Annotated in this window: 46 protein-coding genes and 1 tRNA gene; 43 read left to right on the top strand and 4 right to left on the bottom strand. The window is 69.2% G+C overall.

Annotated elements, in window-relative coordinates:
- The first annotated feature begins 95 nt into the window (after positions 1–95).
- Positions 96–329, top strand: coding sequence for a hypothetical protein (locus tag J3A75_RS14840; RefSeq protein WP_209650338.1), 234 nt, complete (start codon positions 96–98; stop codon positions 327–329).
- On the opposite strand, the gene J3A75_RS14835 is transcribed toward J3A75_RS14840, so the two are convergent.
- Together J3A75_RS14835 and J3A75_RS14830 are read right to left on the bottom strand one after the other, a co-directional pair.
- Complete coding sequence (locus J3A75_RS14835) at positions 326–574, bottom strand: hypothetical protein (protein ID WP_209650337.1); 249 nt, start codon at positions 572–574, stop codon at positions 326–328. The genes J3A75_RS14840 and J3A75_RS14835 overlap by 4 nt on opposite strands.
- Positions 574–882, bottom strand: a complete 309-nt coding sequence (locus J3A75_RS14830; protein WP_245364432.1) for a hypothetical protein — start codon at positions 880–882, stop codon at positions 574–576. Before J3A75_RS14830 ends, J3A75_RS14835 begins: the two co-directional genes overlap by 1 nt.
- Before the next feature lie 39 nt (positions 883–921).
- Between J3A75_RS14830 and J3A75_RS37250 the strand changes: the two genes are divergently transcribed.
- On the top strand, positions 922–1,692 hold the full coding sequence (locus tag J3A75_RS37250; protein WP_209650336.1) for a S24 family peptidase: 771 nt from the start codon (positions 922–924) through the stop codon (positions 1,690–1,692).
- A gap of 16 nt (positions 1,693–1,708) precedes the next feature.
- Positions 1,709–2,062 (top strand): hypothetical protein, encoded by a 354-nt coding sequence (locus J3A75_RS14820; protein WP_209650335.1) that lies wholly within the window; start codon positions 1,709–1,711, stop codon positions 2,060–2,062.
- 1 nt (position 2,063) lies between these two features.
- On the opposite strand, the gene J3A75_RS14815 is transcribed toward J3A75_RS14820, so the two are convergent.
- Complete coding sequence (locus J3A75_RS14815; RefSeq protein ID WP_209650334.1) at positions 2,064–2,330, bottom strand: hypothetical protein; 267 nt, start codon at positions 2,328–2,330, stop codon at positions 2,064–2,066.
- A gap of 184 nt (positions 2,331–2,514) precedes the next feature.
- Here J3A75_RS14815 and J3A75_RS14810 point away from each other — a divergent pair, with 184 nt between their 5' ends.
- The 37 genes from J3A75_RS14810 (at position 2,515) to J3A75_RS14630 (ending at position 17,222) form a co-directional block, all read left to right on the top strand.
- Positions 2,515–2,931 carry an HNH endonuclease gene (locus J3A75_RS14810; protein ID WP_209650333.1) on the top strand — a complete coding sequence of 139 codons (417 nt, stop codon included), beginning with the start codon at positions 2,515–2,517 and terminating at the stop codon, positions 2,929–2,931.
- Positions 2,932–3,150: 219 nt separating this feature from the next.
- The gene (locus tag J3A75_RS14805; protein WP_209650929.1) at positions 3,151–3,549 is read left to right on the top strand and encodes a GcrA family cell cycle regulator; all 399 of its coding nucleotides are present in this window, start codon (positions 3,151–3,153) and stop codon (positions 3,547–3,549) included.
- 1 nt (position 3,550) lies between these two features.
- A complete protein-coding gene (locus J3A75_RS14800; RefSeq protein WP_209650332.1) occupies positions 3,551–4,033 on the top strand; it encodes a hypothetical protein in 483 nt (160 codons plus the stop codon).
- Position 4,034: 1 nt separating this feature from the next.
- Positions 4,035–4,316, top strand: a complete 282-nt coding sequence (locus tag J3A75_RS14795) for a hypothetical protein (RefSeq protein ID WP_209650331.1) — start codon at positions 4,035–4,037, stop codon at positions 4,314–4,316.
- Positions 4,313–4,630, top strand: coding sequence for a hypothetical protein (locus J3A75_RS14790; RefSeq protein ID WP_209650330.1), 318 nt, complete (start codon positions 4,313–4,315; stop codon positions 4,628–4,630). The genes J3A75_RS14795 and J3A75_RS14790 overlap by 4 nt, the downstream gene beginning before the upstream one ends.
- A complete protein-coding gene (locus J3A75_RS14785; protein WP_209650329.1) occupies positions 4,627–5,076 on the top strand; it encodes a hypothetical protein in 450 nt (149 codons plus the stop codon). The genes J3A75_RS14790 and J3A75_RS14785 overlap by 4 nt, the downstream gene beginning before the upstream one ends.
- Before the next feature lie 2 nt (positions 5,077–5,078).
- Positions 5,079–5,369: a hypothetical protein gene (locus tag J3A75_RS14780; protein WP_209650328.1), complete on the top strand. Its 291-nt coding sequence runs from the start codon at positions 5,079–5,081 to the stop codon at positions 5,367–5,369.
- Positions 5,366–5,767, top strand: a complete 402-nt coding sequence (locus tag J3A75_RS14775) for a hypothetical protein (protein ID WP_209650327.1) — start codon at positions 5,366–5,368, stop codon at positions 5,765–5,767. Before J3A75_RS14780 ends, J3A75_RS14775 begins: the two co-directional genes overlap by 4 nt.
- Positions 5,767–5,997 (top strand): hypothetical protein, encoded by a 231-nt coding sequence (locus J3A75_RS14770; RefSeq protein ID WP_209650326.1) that lies wholly within the window; start codon positions 5,767–5,769, stop codon positions 5,995–5,997. Before J3A75_RS14775 ends, J3A75_RS14770 begins: the two co-directional genes overlap by 1 nt.
- Entirely contained in the window at positions 5,994–6,257 is a 264-nt protein-coding gene (locus J3A75_RS14765; protein WP_209650325.1) for a hypothetical protein, read from the top strand. Before J3A75_RS14770 ends, J3A75_RS14765 begins: the two co-directional genes overlap by 4 nt.
- Positions 6,257–6,580, top strand: coding sequence for a hypothetical protein (locus J3A75_RS14760; RefSeq protein WP_209650324.1), 324 nt, complete (start codon positions 6,257–6,259; stop codon positions 6,578–6,580). The genes J3A75_RS14765 and J3A75_RS14760 overlap by 1 nt, the downstream gene beginning before the upstream one ends.
- Positions 6,577–7,083: a hypothetical protein gene (locus J3A75_RS14755; RefSeq protein WP_209650323.1), complete on the top strand. Its 507-nt coding sequence runs from the start codon at positions 6,577–6,579 to the stop codon at positions 7,081–7,083. The genes J3A75_RS14760 and J3A75_RS14755 overlap by 4 nt, the downstream gene beginning before the upstream one ends.
- Positions 7,080–7,256 carry a hypothetical protein gene (locus tag J3A75_RS14750; protein ID WP_209650322.1) on the top strand — a complete coding sequence of 59 codons (177 nt, stop codon included), beginning with the start codon at positions 7,080–7,082 and terminating at the stop codon, positions 7,254–7,256. Before J3A75_RS14755 ends, J3A75_RS14750 begins: the two co-directional genes overlap by 4 nt.
- Positions 7,253–8,095 carry a DUF6551 family protein gene (locus tag J3A75_RS14745; RefSeq protein WP_312892499.1) on the top strand — a complete coding sequence of 281 codons (843 nt, stop codon included), beginning with the start codon at positions 7,253–7,255 and terminating at the stop codon, positions 8,093–8,095. The genes J3A75_RS14750 and J3A75_RS14745 overlap by 4 nt, the downstream gene beginning before the upstream one ends.
- Positions 8,073–8,453, top strand: coding sequence for a winged helix-turn-helix domain-containing protein (locus J3A75_RS14740; protein WP_209650321.1), 381 nt, complete (start codon positions 8,073–8,075; stop codon positions 8,451–8,453). The genes J3A75_RS14745 and J3A75_RS14740 overlap by 23 nt, the downstream gene beginning before the upstream one ends.
- Positions 8,453–8,656 (top strand): hypothetical protein, encoded by a 204-nt coding sequence (locus J3A75_RS14735; RefSeq protein ID WP_209650320.1) that lies wholly within the window; start codon positions 8,453–8,455, stop codon positions 8,654–8,656. The genes J3A75_RS14740 and J3A75_RS14735 overlap by 1 nt, the downstream gene beginning before the upstream one ends.
- Positions 8,653–9,012 carry a hypothetical protein gene (locus J3A75_RS14730; RefSeq protein ID WP_209650319.1) on the top strand — a complete coding sequence of 120 codons (360 nt, stop codon included), beginning with the start codon at positions 8,653–8,655 and terminating at the stop codon, positions 9,010–9,012. Before J3A75_RS14735 ends, J3A75_RS14730 begins: the two co-directional genes overlap by 4 nt.
- Positions 9,009–9,401, top strand: a complete 393-nt coding sequence (locus tag J3A75_RS14725) for a hypothetical protein (RefSeq protein WP_209650318.1) — start codon at positions 9,009–9,011, stop codon at positions 9,399–9,401. The genes J3A75_RS14730 and J3A75_RS14725 overlap by 4 nt, the downstream gene beginning before the upstream one ends.
- Positions 9,401–9,823 (top strand): hypothetical protein, encoded by a 423-nt coding sequence (locus J3A75_RS14720; protein WP_209650317.1) that lies wholly within the window; start codon positions 9,401–9,403, stop codon positions 9,821–9,823. Before J3A75_RS14725 ends, J3A75_RS14720 begins: the two co-directional genes overlap by 1 nt.
- Positions 9,816–10,049, top strand: coding sequence for a hypothetical protein (locus J3A75_RS14715; protein ID WP_209650316.1), 234 nt, complete (start codon positions 9,816–9,818; stop codon positions 10,047–10,049). The genes J3A75_RS14720 and J3A75_RS14715 overlap by 8 nt, the downstream gene beginning before the upstream one ends.
- The gene (locus tag J3A75_RS14710; RefSeq protein ID WP_209650315.1) at positions 10,046–10,435 is read left to right on the top strand and encodes a hypothetical protein; all 390 of its coding nucleotides are present in this window, start codon (positions 10,046–10,048) and stop codon (positions 10,433–10,435) included. The genes J3A75_RS14715 and J3A75_RS14710 overlap by 4 nt, the downstream gene beginning before the upstream one ends.
- Complete coding sequence (locus J3A75_RS14705; RefSeq protein WP_209650314.1) at positions 10,432–10,683, top strand: hypothetical protein; 252 nt, start codon at positions 10,432–10,434, stop codon at positions 10,681–10,683. The genes J3A75_RS14710 and J3A75_RS14705 overlap by 4 nt, the downstream gene beginning before the upstream one ends.
- On the top strand, positions 10,676–11,548 hold the full coding sequence (locus J3A75_RS14700; protein WP_209650313.1) for a phage Gp37/Gp68 family protein: 873 nt from the start codon (positions 10,676–10,678) through the stop codon (positions 11,546–11,548). The genes J3A75_RS14705 and J3A75_RS14700 overlap by 8 nt, the downstream gene beginning before the upstream one ends.
- The gene (locus J3A75_RS14695) at positions 11,548–11,781 is read left to right on the top strand and encodes a hypothetical protein (RefSeq protein ID WP_209650312.1); all 234 of its coding nucleotides are present in this window, start codon (positions 11,548–11,550) and stop codon (positions 11,779–11,781) included. Before J3A75_RS14700 ends, J3A75_RS14695 begins: the two co-directional genes overlap by 1 nt.
- Entirely contained in the window at positions 11,778–12,458 is a 681-nt protein-coding gene (locus tag J3A75_RS14690; RefSeq protein WP_209650311.1) for a hypothetical protein, read from the top strand. The genes J3A75_RS14695 and J3A75_RS14690 overlap by 4 nt, the downstream gene beginning before the upstream one ends.
- Positions 12,459–12,536: 78 nt before the next feature.
- Positions 12,537–12,830 (top strand): hypothetical protein, encoded by a 294-nt coding sequence (locus J3A75_RS14685; protein WP_209650310.1) that lies wholly within the window; start codon positions 12,537–12,539, stop codon positions 12,828–12,830.
- Complete coding sequence (locus tag J3A75_RS14680) at positions 12,827–13,156, top strand: hypothetical protein (RefSeq protein WP_209650309.1); 330 nt, start codon at positions 12,827–12,829, stop codon at positions 13,154–13,156. Before J3A75_RS14685 ends, J3A75_RS14680 begins: the two co-directional genes overlap by 4 nt.
- Positions 13,157–13,162: 6 nt before the next feature.
- Positions 13,163–13,417: a hypothetical protein gene (locus J3A75_RS14675; RefSeq protein WP_209650308.1), complete on the top strand. Its 255-nt coding sequence runs from the start codon at positions 13,163–13,165 to the stop codon at positions 13,415–13,417.
- Complete coding sequence (locus J3A75_RS14670; RefSeq protein ID WP_209650307.1) at positions 13,414–13,689, top strand: DUF2312 domain-containing protein; 276 nt, start codon at positions 13,414–13,416, stop codon at positions 13,687–13,689. Before J3A75_RS14675 ends, J3A75_RS14670 begins: the two co-directional genes overlap by 4 nt.
- A 2-nt stretch (positions 13,690–13,691) precedes the next feature.
- Positions 13,692–14,054, top strand: coding sequence for a hypothetical protein (locus J3A75_RS14665; protein WP_209650306.1), 363 nt, complete (start codon positions 13,692–13,694; stop codon positions 14,052–14,054).
- Entirely contained in the window at positions 14,051–14,386 is a 336-nt protein-coding gene (locus J3A75_RS14660; RefSeq protein ID WP_209650305.1) for a hypothetical protein, read from the top strand. Before J3A75_RS14665 ends, J3A75_RS14660 begins: the two co-directional genes overlap by 4 nt.
- A complete protein-coding gene (locus J3A75_RS14655) occupies positions 14,373–14,594 on the top strand; it encodes a hypothetical protein (RefSeq protein ID WP_245364435.1) in 222 nt (73 codons plus the stop codon). The genes J3A75_RS14660 and J3A75_RS14655 overlap by 14 nt, the downstream gene beginning before the upstream one ends.
- Before the next feature lie 3 nt (positions 14,595–14,597).
- Positions 14,598–14,870, top strand: a complete 273-nt coding sequence (locus J3A75_RS14650) for a hypothetical protein (RefSeq protein ID WP_209650303.1) — start codon at positions 14,598–14,600, stop codon at positions 14,868–14,870.
- The gene (locus J3A75_RS14645; RefSeq protein WP_209650302.1) at positions 14,867–15,256 is read left to right on the top strand and encodes a hypothetical protein; all 390 of its coding nucleotides are present in this window, start codon (positions 14,867–14,869) and stop codon (positions 15,254–15,256) included. The genes J3A75_RS14650 and J3A75_RS14645 overlap by 4 nt, the downstream gene beginning before the upstream one ends.
- Position 15,257: 1 nt before the next feature.
- Entirely contained in the window at positions 15,258–15,575 is a 318-nt protein-coding gene (locus tag J3A75_RS14640; protein WP_209650301.1) for a hypothetical protein, read from the top strand.
- Positions 15,538–16,686 (top strand): hypothetical protein, encoded by a 1,149-nt coding sequence (locus J3A75_RS14635; RefSeq protein WP_209650300.1) that lies wholly within the window; start codon positions 15,538–15,540, stop codon positions 16,684–16,686. Before J3A75_RS14640 ends, J3A75_RS14635 begins: the two co-directional genes overlap by 38 nt.
- Complete coding sequence (locus J3A75_RS14630) at positions 16,683–17,222, top strand: GIY-YIG nuclease family protein (protein ID WP_209650299.1); 540 nt, start codon at positions 16,683–16,685, stop codon at positions 17,220–17,222. The genes J3A75_RS14635 and J3A75_RS14630 overlap by 4 nt, the downstream gene beginning before the upstream one ends.
- A 64-nt stretch (positions 17,223–17,286) precedes the next feature.
- Here the strand turns inward: J3A75_RS14630 and J3A75_RS14625 are convergent.
- A tRNA-Asp gene (locus J3A75_RS14625) sits at positions 17,287–17,363 on the bottom strand.
- Positions 17,364–17,737: 374 nt separating this feature from the next.
- Between J3A75_RS14625 and J3A75_RS14620 the strand changes: the two genes are divergently transcribed.
- Genes J3A75_RS14620 through J3A75_RS14610 form a run of 3 tightly spaced genes read left to right on the top strand, consistent with a single transcriptional unit; the run spans position 17,738 to position 19,390 of the window.
- Positions 17,738–18,103, top strand: coding sequence for an NADH-quinone oxidoreductase subunit A (locus J3A75_RS14620; protein ID WP_007560754.1), 366 nt, complete (start codon positions 17,738–17,740; stop codon positions 18,101–18,103).
- 42 nt (positions 18,104–18,145) lie between these two features.
- Entirely contained in the window at positions 18,146–18,733 is a 588-nt protein-coding gene (locus J3A75_RS14615) for a NuoB/complex I 20 kDa subunit family protein (RefSeq protein WP_010686017.1), read from the top strand.
- Positions 18,734–18,742: 9 nt separating this feature from the next.
- Positions 18,743–19,390: an NADH-quinone oxidoreductase subunit C gene (locus J3A75_RS14610; RefSeq protein ID WP_012319035.1), complete on the top strand. Its 648-nt coding sequence runs from the start codon at positions 18,743–18,745 to the stop codon at positions 19,388–19,390.
- Positions 19,391–19,394: the final 4 nt, after the last annotated feature.

Here is a 19,394-nt window from a genome sequence, read left to right as displayed (position 1 = left end):
AGATCGGCCAAGCGCGGGTGAGGCCATGAGCGCGAAGCTCGACAGCCTCACCCGGCCGGCTACCATGGAGGTGTCTAGTCACCATGGAGCTGAGAATGAGCGACGACTTTGCCCCGATCGGATCGCCGGCGCGATTGACTGCCGAGGACATGGTCAGGCGGGCGATCCTCGACGTGCTGGACGACATCCTTCCCGGCGCCCGCACCAAAGTCTTCGAGCGCGCGCACGCACGCCTGTCCGATGCCGAGAAGGCCATCTCCAAGGGCGGCGACTTCTTTCGGGAAGCGCATGCCGCCATCGATGCGATCGTCCAGGCGCCCAAGGCCTAGCCCTCCACCTGGCGGAGGACGGCGTTGGCCGTCTCCTGCGCGGGGGCGGCGCCTGCCGGCGTCACCTCCAGCGCGGACAGCCGATCAACGACGACGGCGAACACCGCGTCCCGATCATGGCCCGAGGCGCACAGGTACGCCTCCAGGAGGAGCGCCCGGCGAATGGCCGGGTCGGGGCGCCTCATGGCCTCTGCGACGACCGTCGCCGCGTAACTCTCCTCGCCGTCGAGCATGGCCCAGGGCATCAGGCGGCAGCTCCCTCGGTTGGGATCGTCTTGGGTGGGCGCGGGACGGACTGCGGCCACGTCGCCTTGTCTTCGGGCCAGTGGTCCGAGAACCACTGCATCGCCAGCTCGAGCCGCCGCGTGGTGAGATCGCGGCCCTCGGCAAGCCGCGTGAGGACCTTTCCGTCGCCGAAAACCAGCGTCGAGGTCCGCGCGGCACTCAGGCCGCGCGCCTCGCAAAATCGGCCAGAGACCGCCAGCAGGGCATCAAGAAGCGTCATCGAGTCGAACGATGCTGTATGTTTACCGCGCGAGTCAACGGTAAACATACAGCTCGGGGCCAGCGTTCCGTGCGGTTAAAATACCGCGTGACCCAGGCAGGCCTTCCTCAGCGCGTGCAGCAGCGCCTCGACGCCCTCGGAATGAGCGCTCGCCAAGCGTCTCTCGACGCGAAGCTCAGCAGCGCGTTCGCGACGAACATCCTCAACGGGAAATCCAAGTCGCCTCGCTCGGAGAACCTCCACAAGCTTGCCGGCGTCCTGGGGACAACGGTCAACTGGCTGGTCAACGCGGAAGGCCCTGAGACGCCACAGACGAACGGACATGCGCGGATCGACAATGATCTCGCGCGGGCGATGGAGGAAACGGCACAGCGCGCCGGAGATCTGATGCCGGTCCTGGGGGAGGTCGCGGCCGGCCGATGGCTGGAGGTAGAACAGGACATAGACGAGTCGCGCTTCGAGCCAGCCCCGATTACGCCGGATCCGCGGTGGCGCCGAGAAGCGCAGTACGGTCTCGTGGTGCGTGGAACCTCGCTCAACCTCTACGCCGCTGACGGTGACACGCTTCACTGCCTCGACATCCGCCAGAGCGGCCGCCTTCCCGTGAACGGCGATCTCGTGATCGTCGAGAAGGTCCGGGACGGTGGCCAACTCCGCGAGCGAACGGCCAAGGCCTACCACGAGGGCGAGAACCAGTTCGTTGAGCTGCGCGCCTACAGCGATGACCCTCGCTGGGATGAGCCGATCCACGTTCCACATCGGGTCTTCAGCCACGTCATCGAGAAGGGCCTGAGCGTCGAAATCGTCGCGATCGTGCTGGGCGCATACAGACCGATGCCCAAAATCCTGCGACGGTAGCAGTCATCCGAGGTATATGATGATGCAGCGTTTATCGAGCATTGTTGCGCTGACAATAGTCACGAGTTTTTGCGGCTCCATCACCGCACGCGCAGCTACGGAAGAGCAAAAACAGGCTGCAATCGAAAATCTTGCTATGATATCTATGGCCAAGAAGTGGTGCACTGACTACCAGATTGACCAAGAGAGCACCGTCGCTGCTGCGTTGTCAGTGGTCGATCTCACGCAAGAGCCCTATACGAGCAAATTCAAAGAACAGCGTGCCACGGCGGAGAAGATGGTCGGCCAATACGGCACGACAACGTTCTGCCTTGCCGCGTTCAAGACCTACGGTCCAGAGCGCGGCATGAACCTGATGATGAAGAAATAACTCAGAACGGCAGCTGATCCGATATTCCGGACGGCACTCGTCCAAAGATGGCGAGTGTCGTCGGCTCCGCACCGTCATCATAGTCTGGGTCTAAGATGGTGCGCGTAAATGCCGCCGCGCCAACAGCGCGGCCGTTGCGCACCTTCTCTTCTGCGATCTTGCAAGCGTCAGCCGCATCTTTTGCTCCAAGGCAGCGGCCCTGGGCGAGTTTGCCTTTCTCGGCAACGAACAACTGAACACCGTGGGCAACGATTGGCTTCAGGGACATAAGCGCTCCTCAGCTCTGCGTTGACCCAATCGAACGCCGCGGAAGCGAACAAAGCAAGAACGGAAATTTCCGACCCTGTGGACGAGTGTGGATATCGGCCGAGGTATTTTTACAGCGAAAACGGTTGACGCGGTAGATTTACAGCATACCATAGCTGCCATCGCCCATCGCGATGGAGTCGCCCGTGGCCGCCCGCCGCCGTACCAACTTCCCGACAGACGTCCGCAAGGCCGCCCTCGCGCGCGCCGACGGCCAGTGCGAGGGCGCGCTTCCGACCGGGATCCGCTGCGAGGCGGTCCTTCAGGCCAGCCAGTACGTCTTCGACCACGTCGTCACGGACTTTCACGGCGGCCGGGCTACGCTCGATAACTGCCAGGTCCTCTGCAAGGACTGTGATCGCGCCAAGACGGCGGCCGATCAGACCGCGATCGCCGACACCCGCCGCGCCTACGACGCGCACCATCGCCTGCGAGCGCCCCGCAAGCCGATGGCTGGCAGCCGCTACGACCGGGTGAGCAAGGGCCTCGACGGCCTCACCCGCGACCGGGAGACCGGCGCCGTCCGCTCCCGCCTCAGCTCGATCGACGTGAGGGACCTGTGATGGCGGCCGAGCACTCTTGCACGCCCTGGCATCAGGACAGCGCACGCCCCGAGATGGTGTTCGATGCTGACGGCCGCCTCGTGGTCGATTGCGATCATCACGGCCTGTTTTCGCGCGAACGGGCCCAGGCCCACGGGGCCCTGGTCGCCGCGGCGCCTGATCTGCTGACGCAGCTCCGCGGCGCGGTCGCCATGATGCGCCTCGCCATCAGCAGCCTCGATATCGACCCGGACCTCACCGAGATCGAGTTCCGGGCGAACGGCGAGCACATCGCGCGGGTCTCGATGGCGACGCTCCTGGCGAACGGACAGGCCGCCATCGCGAAGGCGGAAGCCCGCTGACATGGCCGCCCGCGCCCGCCGCCAGCCTGCGCCCGAGCCCGCCCCCGCCGCCGTCCCGGTGCAGCCGGACTTCGGTACGTACCGGCTGGAGCAGCTCGGCTCCTGCCAATGCCGCTTCCCGTGCTCCTCGCGTGGGACGGATCACCGCTTCTGCGGGAAGCCGGCCGTCCAGCATCACCCGAACCGGCCGGCCGTCTGGTGCGCCGACCATCGGCAGGTTGTGTTCGAGGCTTGGCGCCCGGGTGGCCAGGTCCTGCGCCGCGCGGGGAGGGCCTGACATGGCTCGCCTGCGCCCCACCCTCACGCCCGGCCCGAGCCCGACGCTCCGTCAGGCCCGCGTGGCCGCCTTCAACGCCGCCTACCCGGTCGGCGCGCCGATCCTGGTGTGGATCGGCCAGTACCGGGACGGCCAGCCGGTGGCGACCGAAGTCGAGGCGCCCGCGCGCTGCGCCGGCAAGACCGGCCCGATGGTGCTGGTCCGCAACCATGGGTGGATCGCCCTGACCCACGTCTTCCACCGCGCCGATCCGGCCGAGCAGCGCGAGCTGTTCCTCGACGCCCGGCGGATCGACGTCGAGAGCGCCGAGCTGCGGGTCGCGCCGGCGATCGCCGAAGGCCTGCGGCTGGCCGCGGCCGCGCGCGGGATCCGCGCCGGCGAGCTCGCCCGCCGCATCGTTGAGACCGTCGCCCGGGACGGCCTGATCGACGCCGTCCTGGAGGACGGAGCCCGGGCTCATCGTCGCTACGGGGAGGCCGCCTGACATGGCCCACGCCAAGGATCATCCGCTCGCCGGCCGCCGCGTGGTGCTCGACGAGCAAACCGGGGAGACGGTCTACGTCGTCGACTGGCTCGACCGCCTGCCGGGAAACGGCACGCTGCTGCGCCCGACCCATCCGGTCGCCCGGGCCTTCCGGCACCGGCTCGCCGCGCTCGACCTCCACGAGTCCGGCACCGTCCTCGCCCGCACTGCCGCCGGCCTCACGCTCGTCCACCACGCCGAGCTGCCCGCCTACGACCCCGTGCCCGTGGGAGTGATCTCGTGAGCGACGCTCTCGAACAGCTGCGCGCTTCGCGCTCGTTGCTGGCCGATCCGGCGGCCTGGACGCGGGAGACGTACGCCCGTGATCGGTATGGCGATCCGGTGCACTCGGCGTTCGATGAAGCCGCGTGCTGGTGCGCGTACGGCGCCCTCGAACGCCAAGGCGCGAGCGGAAGCAGCGAGGCCTCCGAGTACCTGCGGAGCGCAGCCCTCGTTCTCTTCGACAGCTGGCCCGCCTGCGTGAACGATGATCGCGGCCACGAAGCCGTCCTGCACATGTTCGACCGCGCCATCGAGCTGGCGGAGTCGCAGTCATGACCCGCCGGATCGACCTCATCCCCGACCGGCGCGAGCGCGCCGCCCTGGAAGCTCTCTGGCGCGCCCAGGGCTGGCCGCAGGCGCGGATCGACGGGCTCGGCGATCGCCTGCGGGACGACGAGACCCTGGACGGCGCGCTCTTCGAGGTCAGGGCGGTCCTGGCCGCGCTCGATGCCCTGCCGGTGCCGCCCCGCAAGGCGGGCCCGCTCAATCCCGCCGACGTGTCCGCCCTCGCGCTCGATGTTGGGGCGCGGGTGATGATCGTCCTCGCCTCCGGGCCCGACGCGCTCGACCGCGCAATCGTCTGGGCCCGAGGCGCGCCCACCGAGGCGCTCGATCCCAGAGAGGCCGCCGCGCTCCTCAAGCTCGTCGCCCGGTCGCTGACCGCGATGGAGGACGCCGCCTCCCATCCGCTTCCCGCCCCCGCCTCGACCCCGGAGACCTAGTCGTGATCCAGCGTACCCTCATCCCGACCACGATCCCGATGGCGCGCCGGCTCGCCCGCCTCGACCCCGTCACCCGCATCAGCCCGGCGCTGGCGGCCGCGGCGCTCAAGGCCGAGTTCTTGGCCGAGGACGTCGAGGCGCACCTCGCCGAGGCGATGGCCCTCGTCCCGACCTACGTCGAGCTGGCGGCCTCGGACCGGCCCTGGATCCAGGCGCTCGGTCACGCGCGTGACGTGGTGGCGATCGCTGTGCTCGCCGGCTTCGGCGCCTACGCCTGGGCGATCCTGTCGTGAGCGGTCCGCGCGAAGCCCGGCCTGGCGCCTTCCATGGCGAGCTCGTCGACGTGAGCTGGGACTGGAAGCGTCGGCACTTCGTGGGCCACGTCTCCCTGCCGCTGCAGCTGCTCGACCCGTTCCTAAAGGAAGTGGGCACGCCCCCGCATCCCGACGATCGGGGCGCGCCAGGCCAGCGGATCCCGGTCGCGCTGCTCGCCTGCTACGGGCCGACCGAGGGCATCCAGGACGAGGAGGTAATCGCCGCGGCCGCGCTCGACGCGCTGATCCGGCTCGCCGAGCAGGGGCGCCTTCGCAACAACGGCCAGCTCGCCCTCAGCGGCCGCATGCAGCGGTTCGACGATGCCCGGGCCCGGGCTGCCGGCGTCAGCGCCCCTGACCGCGGGGAGCCGCGGTGATGGCCTACGACCTCATCAAGCAGACCCATCCGCACGCGCCGACCGCGATCGGCGCCCGCGTGGTCGAGCGGCTGTCCGGCCGCCTCGGCACGGTGGCCCATCCCCGCGCCGGGCTGAAGGGCATCGCCGTCCACTTCGACGGCCGCTTCGGCGTCGCCGACTGCCCGCCGGATCGGCTCGATTACGCCGCTCCGGCTCCCTCTCCCTCGCCGCTGTGGTGTGCCCGATGAACGCCGCCCCATCCGCCTCCGCAATCCTCCTCGCCCAGATCGCCGCGACGCTCCGCGTTCCCGTCGAGCACTTTAGCGCGCCCCGGCGCGAGCCCACCGAGGCTGAGCGCAGCCCATCCGTCCAGGTCGCTGCGCTGCTCCTGGATCCGGAAGGCGCGCGTCTGGCGGCCGCGTTCGTCGCGCTCCCGCGGCATTCCCGGACAGCCCTGGCCAACACGGCCGAGGTCCTCGCGTCCATGTCGTCGAAGGACGCGGCGTGATGGGTTGGCCATCGCGCGAGCAGCTGCGCCATCCCGCGACCGGCGAGAGCTACGCTGCTCTGCGGGACCGAGCCCGGGCCATGCGCTCGGCCGGCGCCACCGAGGCGGCGATCATGGCCGCGCTCGCCGTGAGCAAACCGACCGTCTGGAAGTGGGTCCGCGATCTGCCCGATCACGCGGAGGTGGCCCAGGCGAACATTCGCGCGGCCGCCCACCGCCGGCGCCTCTACCCGCGCGGCACAGGTGCCCTGGCGCTTAAGCTCCGGCTCGCCGGGGTCCCGCAGTCGACGCGCATCCGCCTCGCACAGGAGGCCGCGCGATGAAGCCCGGCCTGCAGCTCGTGGCTTCGGCTGCCCGCACCGGCTCATGGCGGATCGCTGCCGACGAGTCGGTGATCGAGCTCGTGGTCGAGGGCGCCGTCGTCTGCACGATCGCCCCTTGGACCGACAACAAGACGGGCGAGCTCGCCTGGTGGGGCGCGACGGCCGGTGATCGGCAGATCGGCCTCGATGTACGGCTGGCCGAGGTCTGCCGGATCGCGGCACTCGACGCCGGCGTATCCGCGCCCGTTCCGCCCGAGCTGCTCGCCAGCCTCAGAGAGAGCGCGGATCCTGCTGACGCGACCCCGCGCGTCGTCGCCAGCGCGGTCGCCCCGCTCCTCGAGCGCTTCGCCGACCTCCTGGCCGCGATCCTCGATGAGCCGCTGCACACGCTGTCCGGCCCCGGGCCCGATGGCGGCCATGATCCACTCCAGCTGCGCCTCGCGCACTTCCGCCCGGACCTGTCCGAGCGCGCGGCCGTGCTCCTGGAGGAAGCCGGACGATGAAGCCCGTCGCCGCTCCGCTCGCGATCGCGTCCGCGATCCTGATCCTGCTGATCGTCCTGGCGATGCTGCTGATCCCGGTCCTGGACGCCGAGCTGCGGCGAGCGACGGCGCGGAAGGCTGCGGCCCTGACCAAGCTCGCAAGCCAAGCGGAACAGAAGGATCCCACCGCGTGACAAAGCTCAGACCAATCGCCGCCCTGAACTTTCCGGACATCCAGCCGGACGCCGAACTCGGTCCGGCGCCGCAACTGCGGCTGGTGTCCCCGACCGATCTCCTGGTCGACGAGACCTATCAGCGGGATCTGTCGCCCCAGTCGGTCCAGCTGATCCGCCGCATCGTCGGGTCCTGGCGCTGGCGGGCGTTCAAGCCGCCGATCGTCGTGTCGACTGAGGAAGGCCTTCACGTCATCGACGGTCAGCACACCGCGATCGCGGCCGCGACGCACCCGGAGATCCAGGAGATCCCGGTGCTGATCGTCGAGGCCGCGGACCGGCAGAGCCGCGCCGAGTCCTTCGTCCGGCACAACCGTGACCGCCTCCAGGTCACCGGCACACAGATGCACCATGCCCTGGTGGCGGCCGGCGATGAGACGGCGCTGACCATTGAGCGCGTCTGCCAGCGCGCCGGCGCTCGCGTCGTCCGTTACGCCACAACGAGCGACCGCTGGCTCGTCGGTGACACGATGGCGGTGGAGGCCCTGCGCGCCCTGGTCAACCGCCGACACGCCCGGGGTGCTCGCGAGGTCCTGCAGGTCTGCGTCGAGGCCCGCATGGCGCCCGTGACCGCAGCGTTCCTCAAGGCGGTCGAGGCGATGCTGTTCGCCCCGGAGTTCACCGGCGCCGTTCTGGCTGCCGACATCGCCACGACGATCCGCGCGATGGGCCCGCAGGCCGAGAAGGAAGCCGTCGTGCTCGCGGTCGCCCAGCGCCTCCCGCGGTGGCGCGCGCTCGCTGCCATCCTTTTCCGCAACACCAGAAAGGTCCGGAGCCATGGACGTCGAGCGGCGGCTTGAAGTGGTGGAGCAGGAGAACCTGCTCTTGCGCGAACGCATCGCCTTTCTGGAGGCGATCCTGATCGACTGCGCGCGGCTGCCCGTCGAGTGGGGCCTGACGCAGCAGGAGACGCGGGTCTTCGGGACGCTCGTCAACCGTGAGGTCGCGACAAAGGATGCCGTGATGGCGGCCCTCTACAGCGACCGTGCGGGCTCCGAGGGCGAGATCGAGCCGAAGATCGTCGACGTCTTCGTCTGCAAGATCCGCAAGAAGCTGAAGCCCTTCGGCATCGAGATCCGGACGGTCTGGGGCCAAGGCTACGCCCTCAAGCCGGACATCAGATCGGCCTACCGGCACGCCTCCAAGGCGGCCGCGTGATGGCCGACACACTCGCCGCTGCGCTCCCCCGCGAGATGGTCCGCGTCACCAAGATCGCCGGCCAGTACCGACAGGTCGAGATGGGCTTCATCGCCGCCGCCCTGATGGAGGCGGCTGTCGAGCGCGGACAGAAGGCGATCGAGTCCGGCGACCTCACCGAGATGATCCGGGCCTACCACGACCTGAAGGGGTACGAGCTGTGAGCGACCGCGTCGTACCCCAGCCGCGCGACTTCATCGCGACGCTTCCCCGCCTGCGCCTCACCCCTCAGCAGTTCGAGGACCTGCGCGACTACAGCGCCAGCTACCCGACGGGCACGACCCCCGGGAAGATGTGGCGGCGCCTCGATGGCGCATTCGACCACGCCTTCATCCGAGCCGGCGGCAAGCCGTACTGGATGGTGATGCAGTATGATCCGGCGGCGCCCTCCGACGCCGAGATCGAGGCCATGAAGGCACGCGGCGAGCCGGTGCCGACGCGGATCAGCATCCTGCGGTTCAAGCCGGTCATCGTGCTCCGCGCCGACTCGCGGCCCTCAGCTACTCAGGTCGCAGCATGACCCGCCGCGCCCCCATTCTCCCAACGCCGACCATGCAGGAGCGCGCCGACGCGGCGATCGCCGCCCGCGTCCTGGCCGCCGCGGCCGCTGATCCGTCGACCCGGGGCGAGCGCAGCGTCGCCTTCTTCGATTTCAGCAACCCGCGCCGGGGCGAATGTCACGTCACCTGGGCGAACCTGCCCGGCTTCCTCCAGGTCAACGACCGCTTTCAGCACGCCTGCCTGCCCGGCTGGGAATACACGAAGGCCGAGGTCGAGTTGGAGATGATCCCGGACCTGCGGGCTTTGGCCGAGCACGGCGTGCGGCCGGCCGTGGCGACGAACGGCAAGCCCACCACCGGTGATCTGTTCGGGGTCCTTTTCGCCACGCCAGTTGAGGGTTCGCGCTGATGCCGGAGATCTCCGAACTCTTGGCACGCCCAGCGCCCGAGCGCTTCGACGGCGCTGAGGCCTGGTCGAAGCTGCCGCCCGACGTCCAAGCCGAGATCGGCGCGATCGCGCTGGAAATGGCGGCCGCCAACAGCCTCCACGATCGGTGCTGCCAGGACGATCTGCCGGAGATCTACCACCGCGCCGGCGATGCTGCGGTGGTCGAGCTGTGGCGCGATCTTCAGGCCGTGACGTCCGATGCGCTGCCCGAAGGGGTCTTCGAAGCCTCGGACGGGCGGCTGCCCCGCATCCCCGCGCTCCTCGGCGGCGTGTGCCGCGTCTGCGGCTGCTCGCAGAACGATGCCTGTGACGAAGGCTGCGGCTGGGTGGCCGAGGACCTGTGCACGGCCTGCGTCGCCATCGGAGGGCACGATCATGGGTGAGCCCGAGCGCTTCATCACCAGCGCCGCCCTCAGCCGCGGCGCACAGGAGAAGATCGAGGCGATGAAGGAGCAGCTGCTCATCGCCTTCGTCAACCGGCTCGGCGGCTCGCTCACCCTACCGGTCGACGAGATCAACGGCACGGACGCCTTCCACTTCGTCATCGGGGCCGACGCTGCGGCCGGGATCTTCACGTTCCGCGTCGTGCGGAAGGAGGTACGGCAATGACCCTCACCCCGAACCGCGACGCAGTGCGCACGGCTGCCGCAGAGGCCCGCGAGCGCCACGCCACCGTCATCGCCCGGGACGACGCGTCCGGCATCGGCATGCGCATGGCGATCGAGGCGGCCGAGGCGATCGTCGGCGGCACGGCCGACATGACCGATCGAGAGATCCCGGTAGAGGCGATCTACCCGCAGGTCAGCATGGCCGCCGGACACGCGTTGACGGCGTTCCTGATGACCATCGCGCGGGGCGACGTGAACCTCGCGGCGAGCTTCCTGCCGGGGCTGCTGGCGTCGGTCCAGGAATGCGCGCTCGTCCGTCTTCAGGACGGGCCGGAGGCCTTTGCGCAGAGCTTCGCGGAGATCCAGCATCCGGCGGGGCGGGCATGAGACCGCTCAACACGCGTCAACTCGGCGTCCTGCGCGCCGCCCCGATCGGCGTCGACGATGCCTCCGGCGGCGATCCCTACAAGGGTGGTCGCTTCACCTACCACGGGGCGGATGGCCGGGTCGCACGCGGCCTCTGGCTCTCAGGACACCTCGAATACCGGCAGGTCGGGTTCGGTGGGCAGGGCGGGTTGCTGACGCTTTCGGCCGCCGGCCGCGCCGCCCTCGCGACGGAGGCCGCCCGTGGCTGAGAACAGCAAGATCGAGTGGACCCATCACACGATGAACTTCTGGCTCGGCTGCACGGCGCTGAGCCCCGCATGCGACCACTGCTATGCCGAGGCCTGGGCGAAGCGCACCGGCAACGCGGCCCTCTGGCAGGGCGCGCGTCGCCGTACCAGCGCCGCGCTGTGGCGGCAGCCGGCGAAGTGGGATGCCGCCTGCACCGCGGCCGGCATCCGCCATCGCGTGTTCACCAACTCGCTCGCCGACTTCTTCGACAACCAGGTCCCGGCCGAATGGCGGCATGACGCCTGGGCCGTGATCGCCGGCGCCCGGCACCTCGATTGGATGGTGCTGACGAAGCGACCGGAGAACATCGCGAAGATGCTCCCGGTGATGGACAGCTCGGCGCCCGGCTACCGGCCGTGGAACGAGCGCTGGCCGTGGCGGAACGTCTGGCTCGGCACGACGATCGAGGACCGGGCGCGCCTGCGCCGCCTCGACAAGCTGCGTGCGGTCCCCGCCGCGGTCCGCTTCCTGTCGGTCGAGCCGCTGCTGGAGGACCTAGGCGAGCTGGACCTGTCCGGCATCCACCTCGTCATCGTCGGTGGCGAGAGCGGCGGGAAGGCGCGTCCAATGCAGGCCGAATGGGTCCGCGAGATCCGGGACCAGTGCGCTGAGCAAGGTGTGCCGTTCTTCTTCAAACAGCACGGCGACTGGATCGACGTGGGCCAGCTCCGACACCTCAACGCTTGGACCGGCGGCCCTGGCTTCGGTGCCTTTGATCACTGCCGCTTCGACATGGAGGCTCAGTGCCTGCGGATCGGCAAGAAGGCCGCCGGCCGCCTCTTGGATGGCGTGGAGCACAACGGCTTCCCGGAGGCGCGATCCTGATGGCGCTCCTTCGCTGCCCCCACTGCCGCCATCCCCTCGATATGACCGATGTCGAGGTCTACGGGCGCTTCACGACCCTGCATGGTGACGACGGTCCGGTTGCGACCGAATGCGACGACTGCGGTCAGACCTTCTACGTCCAGGAGTACGTCAACCGCACGTGGTCGGTCGGCGTCGATGCGGATGCGGCTGCGGATCTGCTCGCCCCGTTTGTCGATGGGGTCGGCGCATGAAGCCGGCCGCGCCCCCGATCGGCGTCGCCGAGGATGCTCGCGGCATCGTCGTGAGCCTGCCGCCGCGCTTCTGGCTGCTGGTCAGCCTGCGCAAGCTCTTCCGGCGCATGCTGCCCGAGCCGATGGCCTGGACGTACCGGCTGCCGCGGACGATCGGCGCAGCGAAGCGCGTCGAGGTCTGGATCTCTGAGGTCGAGCTGCAGGTGCGCGCCGAGGAGCGCCGACGCGCCTGGACCGCGTCTGACGCGGAGTGGCACGACACCCCTCAGCCCACGCCCGCGGCGCCGATCGCCGCCGAGCCCGTGGTCGTCACGCTCCCGACGGAGGAGACCGGCCCGTCCGTCCTGGACCTGCTGCGCAGGCTCAACGAGGGCGCGACCATGGTGGCGACGATCGAGGAGGACGGCGTGCGCCGGTACCGCCTCGAGCCGCGCGGCTACCTCGTTCGGACCACGGTCGCCGAGCGCGCGATCCGCGAGCGCCTGGTCGCGCCCGGCAACGACGGGCTCCTCGGGCCCGACTTCTCGCAGACCTGGCGAGCACCGACCCGCGAGGAGGTCACCCGAGCCGAGCCGCGACCAACGAAAGCCAAGGGCAAAACCAAGGCCCCGACCAAGCGTCGAGCCCCCCCCGGCGGAGCTCTGCATCATCCGTCGACCATCACCCGTAGCGTCTGAGGAGGTCCGTCCATGCCGTCGCCGTCTCTCATTCACGCCGCCCGTCATGCCCCACATGCGCGCGCCGAGATCTTCCGCATGGCCCGCTTCATGGTCGAGCAGAAGAACGGCCCGGAGGGCGCCTGCACCATCGCTCACCTGTTCCAGAAAGGCTGGACGGAGGCGGAGGTCCATGCCTACCGCGACCCCGCCCGCGCGCTCATCCGAGGGCTGCCGCTGACGGGAGATCCGCCCGGCCGGCGCGAGGCCGAGGCGGCGGTAGAAGCCGTCCGGGAACTCCGGTTCGCGCGGGTGGCCGAGCGCTACCTCGCGCGGCGCGCTTGGGCGCCGCCCGTGATCTGGGAGCAGCCTGCGCCGGACGCCGTGTCGTGAAGACCGCCCTCATCATCCTGCGCGCCGACGGCAACCGCGAGGACCGCGACGTCGACATGGCCGGCGACCCCGGCCTCGCCGAGCTGCGCGACGTCCTAGAGCCGATCCTGGCCGGCCGGCCCGAGCATGTGGCTGTCCTCCATGACGGCAGACGCGCCGACATGTTCGTCCACGAGGACGGGCACGGCGCGGGCCTGCCCCGCAACGAGGCGGCGACGAAGATCTACCGCGCCTCGTGGCTGTCGCGGCACCCGTCCGATCACCCCGAAACTCTGCCCTGGATCGCCGGCACCGCCGTCGTCTTCGGCCGCATCGTGTGGAGCTGACCCGCCATGGCCTGCGACTGCATCGCCACCATGAACACCGCTCTGGCGGAGCGGAACACCGAGATCCAGCCGACGATCATCTTTGGCACGGAGGAGCGCCCGGGGTTCACCTGCGTCACCATCGTGACGGAGAAAATCAAGGCGCGCGGCCCGCGGGCGGCGGTGCCGCTCCCGAGCTTCTGCCCGTTCTGCGGGACGGCCTACGCCTTCACGGATGCCGATGGCGACGCCGGCGGCTCGCACGGGCAGGTGGCGGCATGACAGCGGGCCTGTCCACCGCATGCGACGTCTCCTCGGCCGAGGGCGTCGCAGCCGATGAGCTGAAGCAATTCATCGAGCGCCTGGAGCGCCTCGAGGAAGAGAAGGCCGGCATCATGGGCGACATCAAAGAGGTGTTCGCCGAGCTGAAGGGCCGGGGCTTCGACGCCAAAGCCATCCGCACCATCCTGCAGGTGCGCAAGCAGGACCACAGCGAGCGCCAGGAGCAGGAGGCGATCCTCGAGCTCTACATGCAAGCGCTGGGAATGGCGTAGCGATGGTTGCCCCGCCCCCGATCGCCATCGAAGATCTCGACCGCGAGGAGCTGTTGCAGCTCATCAAGGTGCGGCTTCCCTTCAACCTGCGTCCTGCAGAGCTGTGGCGGGCGCGTTGGGACGTCCTCGCACGGCGTGCGCTGGAAGCCCGCGAGCGCGAACTGGAGGCCTTCTCGGCGTACGTCGCGGCCTTCGCGCCGATCGACCCTTCATCGGTCGCGCAATCCTTCGTCGACCCCATCGCAGTCCGCGAGCGCAAGCGGGAGGAGCGGGAGCGTGCCGATCGCGCGGCGAAACGTCTTGAGGCCGCCCGGGACCGGGCCTGGGACGCGCTGCAAGCCAGCCACGGAAGGACTGCCGCATGACTGAACGACTCGCGACACAGCGGAAGCGCTACCGGATGGGCGATCCGCTCCTGCCCTTCGTCGAAGGTAATATGGGCGCACTCAGAGTGCTCACCGATCTGTCGCAGAAGATCCAGGGCATGGATTTTATGATGTTCGTCCTCGACCTCGACGACATGAACATCCGGGGCGCTCAAATCTGGGTGGCTTACAAGGATGTTTGTAGGAATGACCTCGAAGCGCTGATCAAGCGCGTGAAAGGTCGGGATCCTACGCTCGCGGACGCCATCAACGACGTCATCCCCGAGGGGGAGCGAGCAGTACCGCATGGAGGAAGCTTTGCGCACCTCTGACGCTTCGCAGGATCCCATCAGCTGGGCACTGGCCGCCCGGGCGATCACCGGCGGCGTCGCGCTCCAGCTCGACCTACCGGGCCGCGATCTCGCCGTCGCGATCGACATGACCCGTGACGAGGCGCGCGCCTTCGCCCGGGCGATCCTGGCGGCCGCCGGCGACGCGACCGAGCGCACCTTCCCGCACCCGCAGATCCCGGAGGCGTGAGCCATGTCCGAAGATCCCCAGCCCTTCGTGCACGTCTACCTCACCCCCGACCCGCTGTTCGCCGGCGAGATCCAGGAGGTCTGGGGCAAGGTCGTGGGCGACACCGTCCACTATGGCGCGTTCGGCTACTGCCTCGCCGGCGAAGGGCGCCAGTGGCATCGCCAGCGCTGGGCTGCGGAAAACTACGCGCGCCAGCTCCAGGCCGCGAAGCTCGCCGAGTTGCGTGCCGAGGTCGCCCGCATCGAGAGCTACCGCTTCGGGAGGCCGGGATCGTGACCCGCCAGCGCGAAAGCGACGACTACGCGGCCGGCTACGCCGACGCCATGCGCGACGCGGCCGCTCGCAGCGCCAAGCGTGCGGTCGACCTCCACACTCGCGCCAGCATGCTGACCCGTGAAGCGAAATCGCTTCTCCGGCGGTCCGAGCAGCTGCGGGACGAGGCGGAAGCCTTCCACGACGCGGCGCAGAACGTCTGGGCGCAGTGGTCGGATCGGCGGAACTGGCCGGATGTGATGGCGCGGGTCGCTGATGCGCGAACCGGGCAAGCTGCGGCATCATCCAAGCCGACCCTCGCCCTCGGCGATCCGGAGCCACCGGCTGCTCCGGCGCTGCCGGCGGAGGAAGAGATGCGCCGCGCAGCCGGCCAAGCGTGGAGGGCGTGAAGTGGGACGGCCGCAGCTCATCCCCGAGGTCGGCGACGTGCCTGTGGCGAAGGTGGCGTCGCGCATGGGGTTCGCCGGCGTGCGCGAGTTCGAGTCGGCGCTGCCCGAGCTGCGCCGGCGCGGCTTCCCTGCTGCCGACCCGACCTCCGGCCACTACTGCATCGAGGCGATCGACCGCTGGCGCCGGCGGCGTCATCCCGATCTCTTCCCCGAATTGACAGTCCTCGGCGAGGCGCGTGACGCTTCGGTCGCCAGACAGCGACTCGCGGAGAGACGAACCGGTGGGCACCGTGAAGATCCCCTACCTCGTCGTTCGTGAGCGGCACGGCAAACGGTTGGCCTACTGGTGCCCGACGCCGAAGATGAAGGCTGCGGGGTTCTCGCTGATCGCGCTGGGCCCTGACGGGCCTGATGCCTGGCGCGATGCCAGGACTTGGAACGAGCGCTGGCAGGCGCACCGCAAGGGCGTGAAGGCGTCGGAGAAGCCGAAGTGGCCGCGTGGCTCGCTGGGCGAGGCCTATGATCGCTACCGAGCCACAGAGGGCTGGAACCGCAAGCAAGCGCGCACCCGCGAGGACTGGGAGCGGGGCTGGCGCTACATCGCCCCGATCTTCGGCGACGTCGCCCCTCACACGGTCGACTACGACCTGATCGATGCTTGGTACGCCGACCTGATCGAGTCGGCCGGCGTGCGCGAGGCGCACCGGGCCATGAAGATCTGGCGCGCGCTCTGGGTCGTGGCGGCCGCCATGAGCGGCGGCCGGCCGTTCTACTGCGCCCGCGGCGCGGACCCTTCGCTCGGCGTCCGCCGCGTCACACCCAAGGCGCGGGCGGCGATCTGGCAGGAGCACGAGCTGCGGCGGATCATCCACCGCGCCTGGCGCGAGGGCTATCGTGGCCTCGCCTGCCTCGTGTCGATCATGTGGGACACCGCCTTCTCGCCGGTCGACGCGCGATCCCTCACGGCCGGGCAGCTCGTGCGCGTCGGTCGCTTCGGAGCCTTCGAGATCGGCCGGGCTAAGACGGGGCAGGCGGCGATCGGCACGCTGTCGCGGCGGTCGGCCGTGCTGATGCGGGCCTACCTTGAGGGCCTCGGCCTGCGGCCGTTGCCGTCCACGCCGCTGTTCCGCACCCGGGAAGGAGCCCCGTATCGGAAGAACTCGCTCGCCGAGGACTTCCGCGATCTGCGTCGCTTGGTCGATCCGAAGGAGACTCGACAGATGCTCGACATCCGGCGGTCGGTCGCGATCGAGGCGAGGGCAGGGGGCGCGTCGCGGGAGCACCTCGGCGCCAAGCTCGCCAACTCGATCGCCGCCAACGCGGAGCTGGAGCGGACCTACCAGCCTGTCGATATCGATGCCGTTCAGGCGGTCGACCGCGCGCGGCTCAACGCCCGGAGGAGGGCGCGTGCCACGAGGGCCTCGAAGTGAGTCCGCCGGCGAAGATCGCCTACTACGTCATCCGCGAGCGCCACGGGCGTAAGCTCGGCTACTGGTGTCCAACGCCCAGGATGAAGGCGCTCGGCTTCAGCCTCGTCCCGTGCGGCGAGGATGGTCCGGAGGCGAGGGCGCAGGCGGCCCTATGGACGGCGCGCTGGCAGGAGGCCCGGGCGGCCAGCCGCGGTGAGCCGGCCGCGATCTCTCCATCACGGAGCGGGTACGTCTACTTCCTGAGGTGCGGGGACCGGATCAAGATCGGCTTCTCGAAACAGCCGCTGTCACGCGCCGGCGACCTGGCGACCGGAATGCCGGACAAGCCGAGCATGATTGCCGCCTTCCGCGGCACCAAGGCCGAAGAGACCAGACTACACCGGCGCTTCGATGCCTACCGTCGCAAGGGCGAGTGGTTCACCGCCAGCCCGCTGATCATGAAGACGATTATGCGCAGCGTGATGATCGGACGGCTGGACATGCCGGATGTCGACGTGCCGAACGAACAAACCGGGTCTGAAAGTTTGACAGCTTGACCGTAGCCGGTTGAACGGCGTGGCCGTACCGTCGTGATAACCGTCTGCGATAATGAGATAAAAGTGGCGCGGGCGACGGGGCTCGAACCCGCGACCTCCGGCGTGACAGGCCGGCACTCTAACCAACTGAGCTACGCCCGCACGGCGTGGTCGCCTTCGGTGGGGGCGTTTCGCCCGGCGACGGGGCGGGGTTTATGGGGCGCCCGGGGCCCTGTCAAGCGCATCCGCCACGGATTCGTACCGGCACCGTCCGCGGGCCCCACGCGCAGGCATACCAGCCCCCCGACTCGGGGCCTGCGCGCTTCCGTCGTGTTGTGTCGCGGCCGCGCAAGCCCATCTCGGACATGACTGACAGGAAGGCTGACAGCGCGCTTTGTGCGACGCGACAAGCCATTGTCACGGACCGGCGGCTCGACTAAGCCTCCGGCCGCGCGCATCCTGGCATAAGAACAATTCCACGGGCGGATCCGGGTCGGCGTCGCACCGCGGTTTCACTCGTCTCGCGAGGCCCTGGCATGACCGGATTGTTGGCGGATTACCTGCCGCTCATCGTGTTCATCGGCGTGGCGCTGTTCATCGCCACGGCGCTGCTGGTCGTCCCCTTCCTGGTGGCCTTCAAGAGCCCCGATCCCGAGAAGCTCTCGGCCTACGAGTGCGGTTTCAACGCGTTCGACGACGCCCGCATGAAGTTCGACGTGCGCTTCTACCTCGTCGCCATCCTGTTCATCATCTTCGACCTCGAGGTCGCGTTCCTCTTCCCCTGGGCGATCACCTTCGGGGATCTGGGCTGGTTCGGCTTCTGGTCGATGATCGTCTTCCTGGGCGTGCTGACGGTCGGTTTCGTCTACGAGTGGCGCAAGGGCGCCCTCGAATGGGATTGACGTCCCGCCGCTCGCCGCCCGCACTGAATTCCTGAGTCGCCGATGGCCCTGATCACCGACACCAACCGCGCCCCCGCGATCGCGCCCCAGCCGAAGGGGATCATCGATCCCAACACCGGCCGCCCGATCGGCGCGGACGATCCGACCTTCCTGTCGATCAGCGACGAGCTGGCCGACCGGGGCTTCCTGCTCACCACCACGGACGAGCTGATCAACTGGGCCCGCACGGGCTCGCTGATGTGGATGACCTTCGGTCTCGCCTGCTGCGCGGTCGAGATGATGCAGATGTCGATGCCGCGCTACGATTGCGAGCGATTCGGCTTCGCGCCCCGCGGCTCGCCCCGCCAGTCCGACGTGATGATCGTCGCCGGCACGCTGACCAACAAGATGGCCCCGGCGCTCCGCAAGGTCTACGACCAGATGCCGGAGCCGCGCTACGTCATCTCGATGGGCTCCTGCGCCAACGGCGGCGGCTACTACCACTACTCCTACTCGGTGGTGCGCGGCTGCGACCGGGTGGTGCCGGTGGACATCTACGTGCCCGGCTGCCCGCCCACCGCCGAGGCGCTGCTCTACGGCGTGCTGCTGCTGCAGAAGAAGATCCGCCGGACCGGCACGATCGAGCGCTGAGGAGCGGCCATGACGAACGGCATCTCGATCCTGCCCCACACCCAGCCGGTCTACGGCGACGCGGCCGTGGCCGCCATGGCCGAGCGCGTCGTCGGCGCCCTCGGACCGGCGGTGGTGTCCCACGCCATCGCGTTCGGCGAGCTAACGCTGGTGGTCCAGGCCTCCGACATCGTCTACGCGCTCACCTACCTGCGCGACGATCCGGCCTGCGCGTTCCGCAACTTCATCGACATATGCGGAGTGGACTATCCGCAGCGCGAGAAGCGCTTCGACGTGGTCTACCACCTGCTCTCCCTGCGCCATAACCTGCGCATCCGGCTGAAGGTGCAGACCGACGAGGTGACGCCGGTCCCCTCGGTGATCGAGGTCTTCCCGGCGGCCAACTGGTACGAGCGCGAGACCTACGACCTCTACGGGATCCTGTTCTCGGGCCATCCCGACCTGCGCCGCCTGCTCACCGATTACGGCTTCGAGGGGCATCCCCTGCGCAAGGACTTCCCGCTCACCGGCTTCGTCGAGGTCCGCTACGACCAGGACCAGGCGCGGGTGGTCTACGAGCCGGTGCAGCTGACGCAGGAATTCCGGAACTTCGACTTCTTGTCGCCGTGGGAAGGCACCGACTACGTGCTGCCCGGCGACGAGAAGACGTCGGCATGAGCCG

The organism is Methylobacterium sp. PvP105 (assembly GCF_017876975.1).
Lineage (GTDB): Bacteria > Pseudomonadota > Alphaproteobacteria > Rhizobiales > Beijerinckiaceae > Methylobacterium > Methylobacterium radiotolerans.
This window is presented reverse-complemented; position numbering and strand designations above follow the sequence as displayed.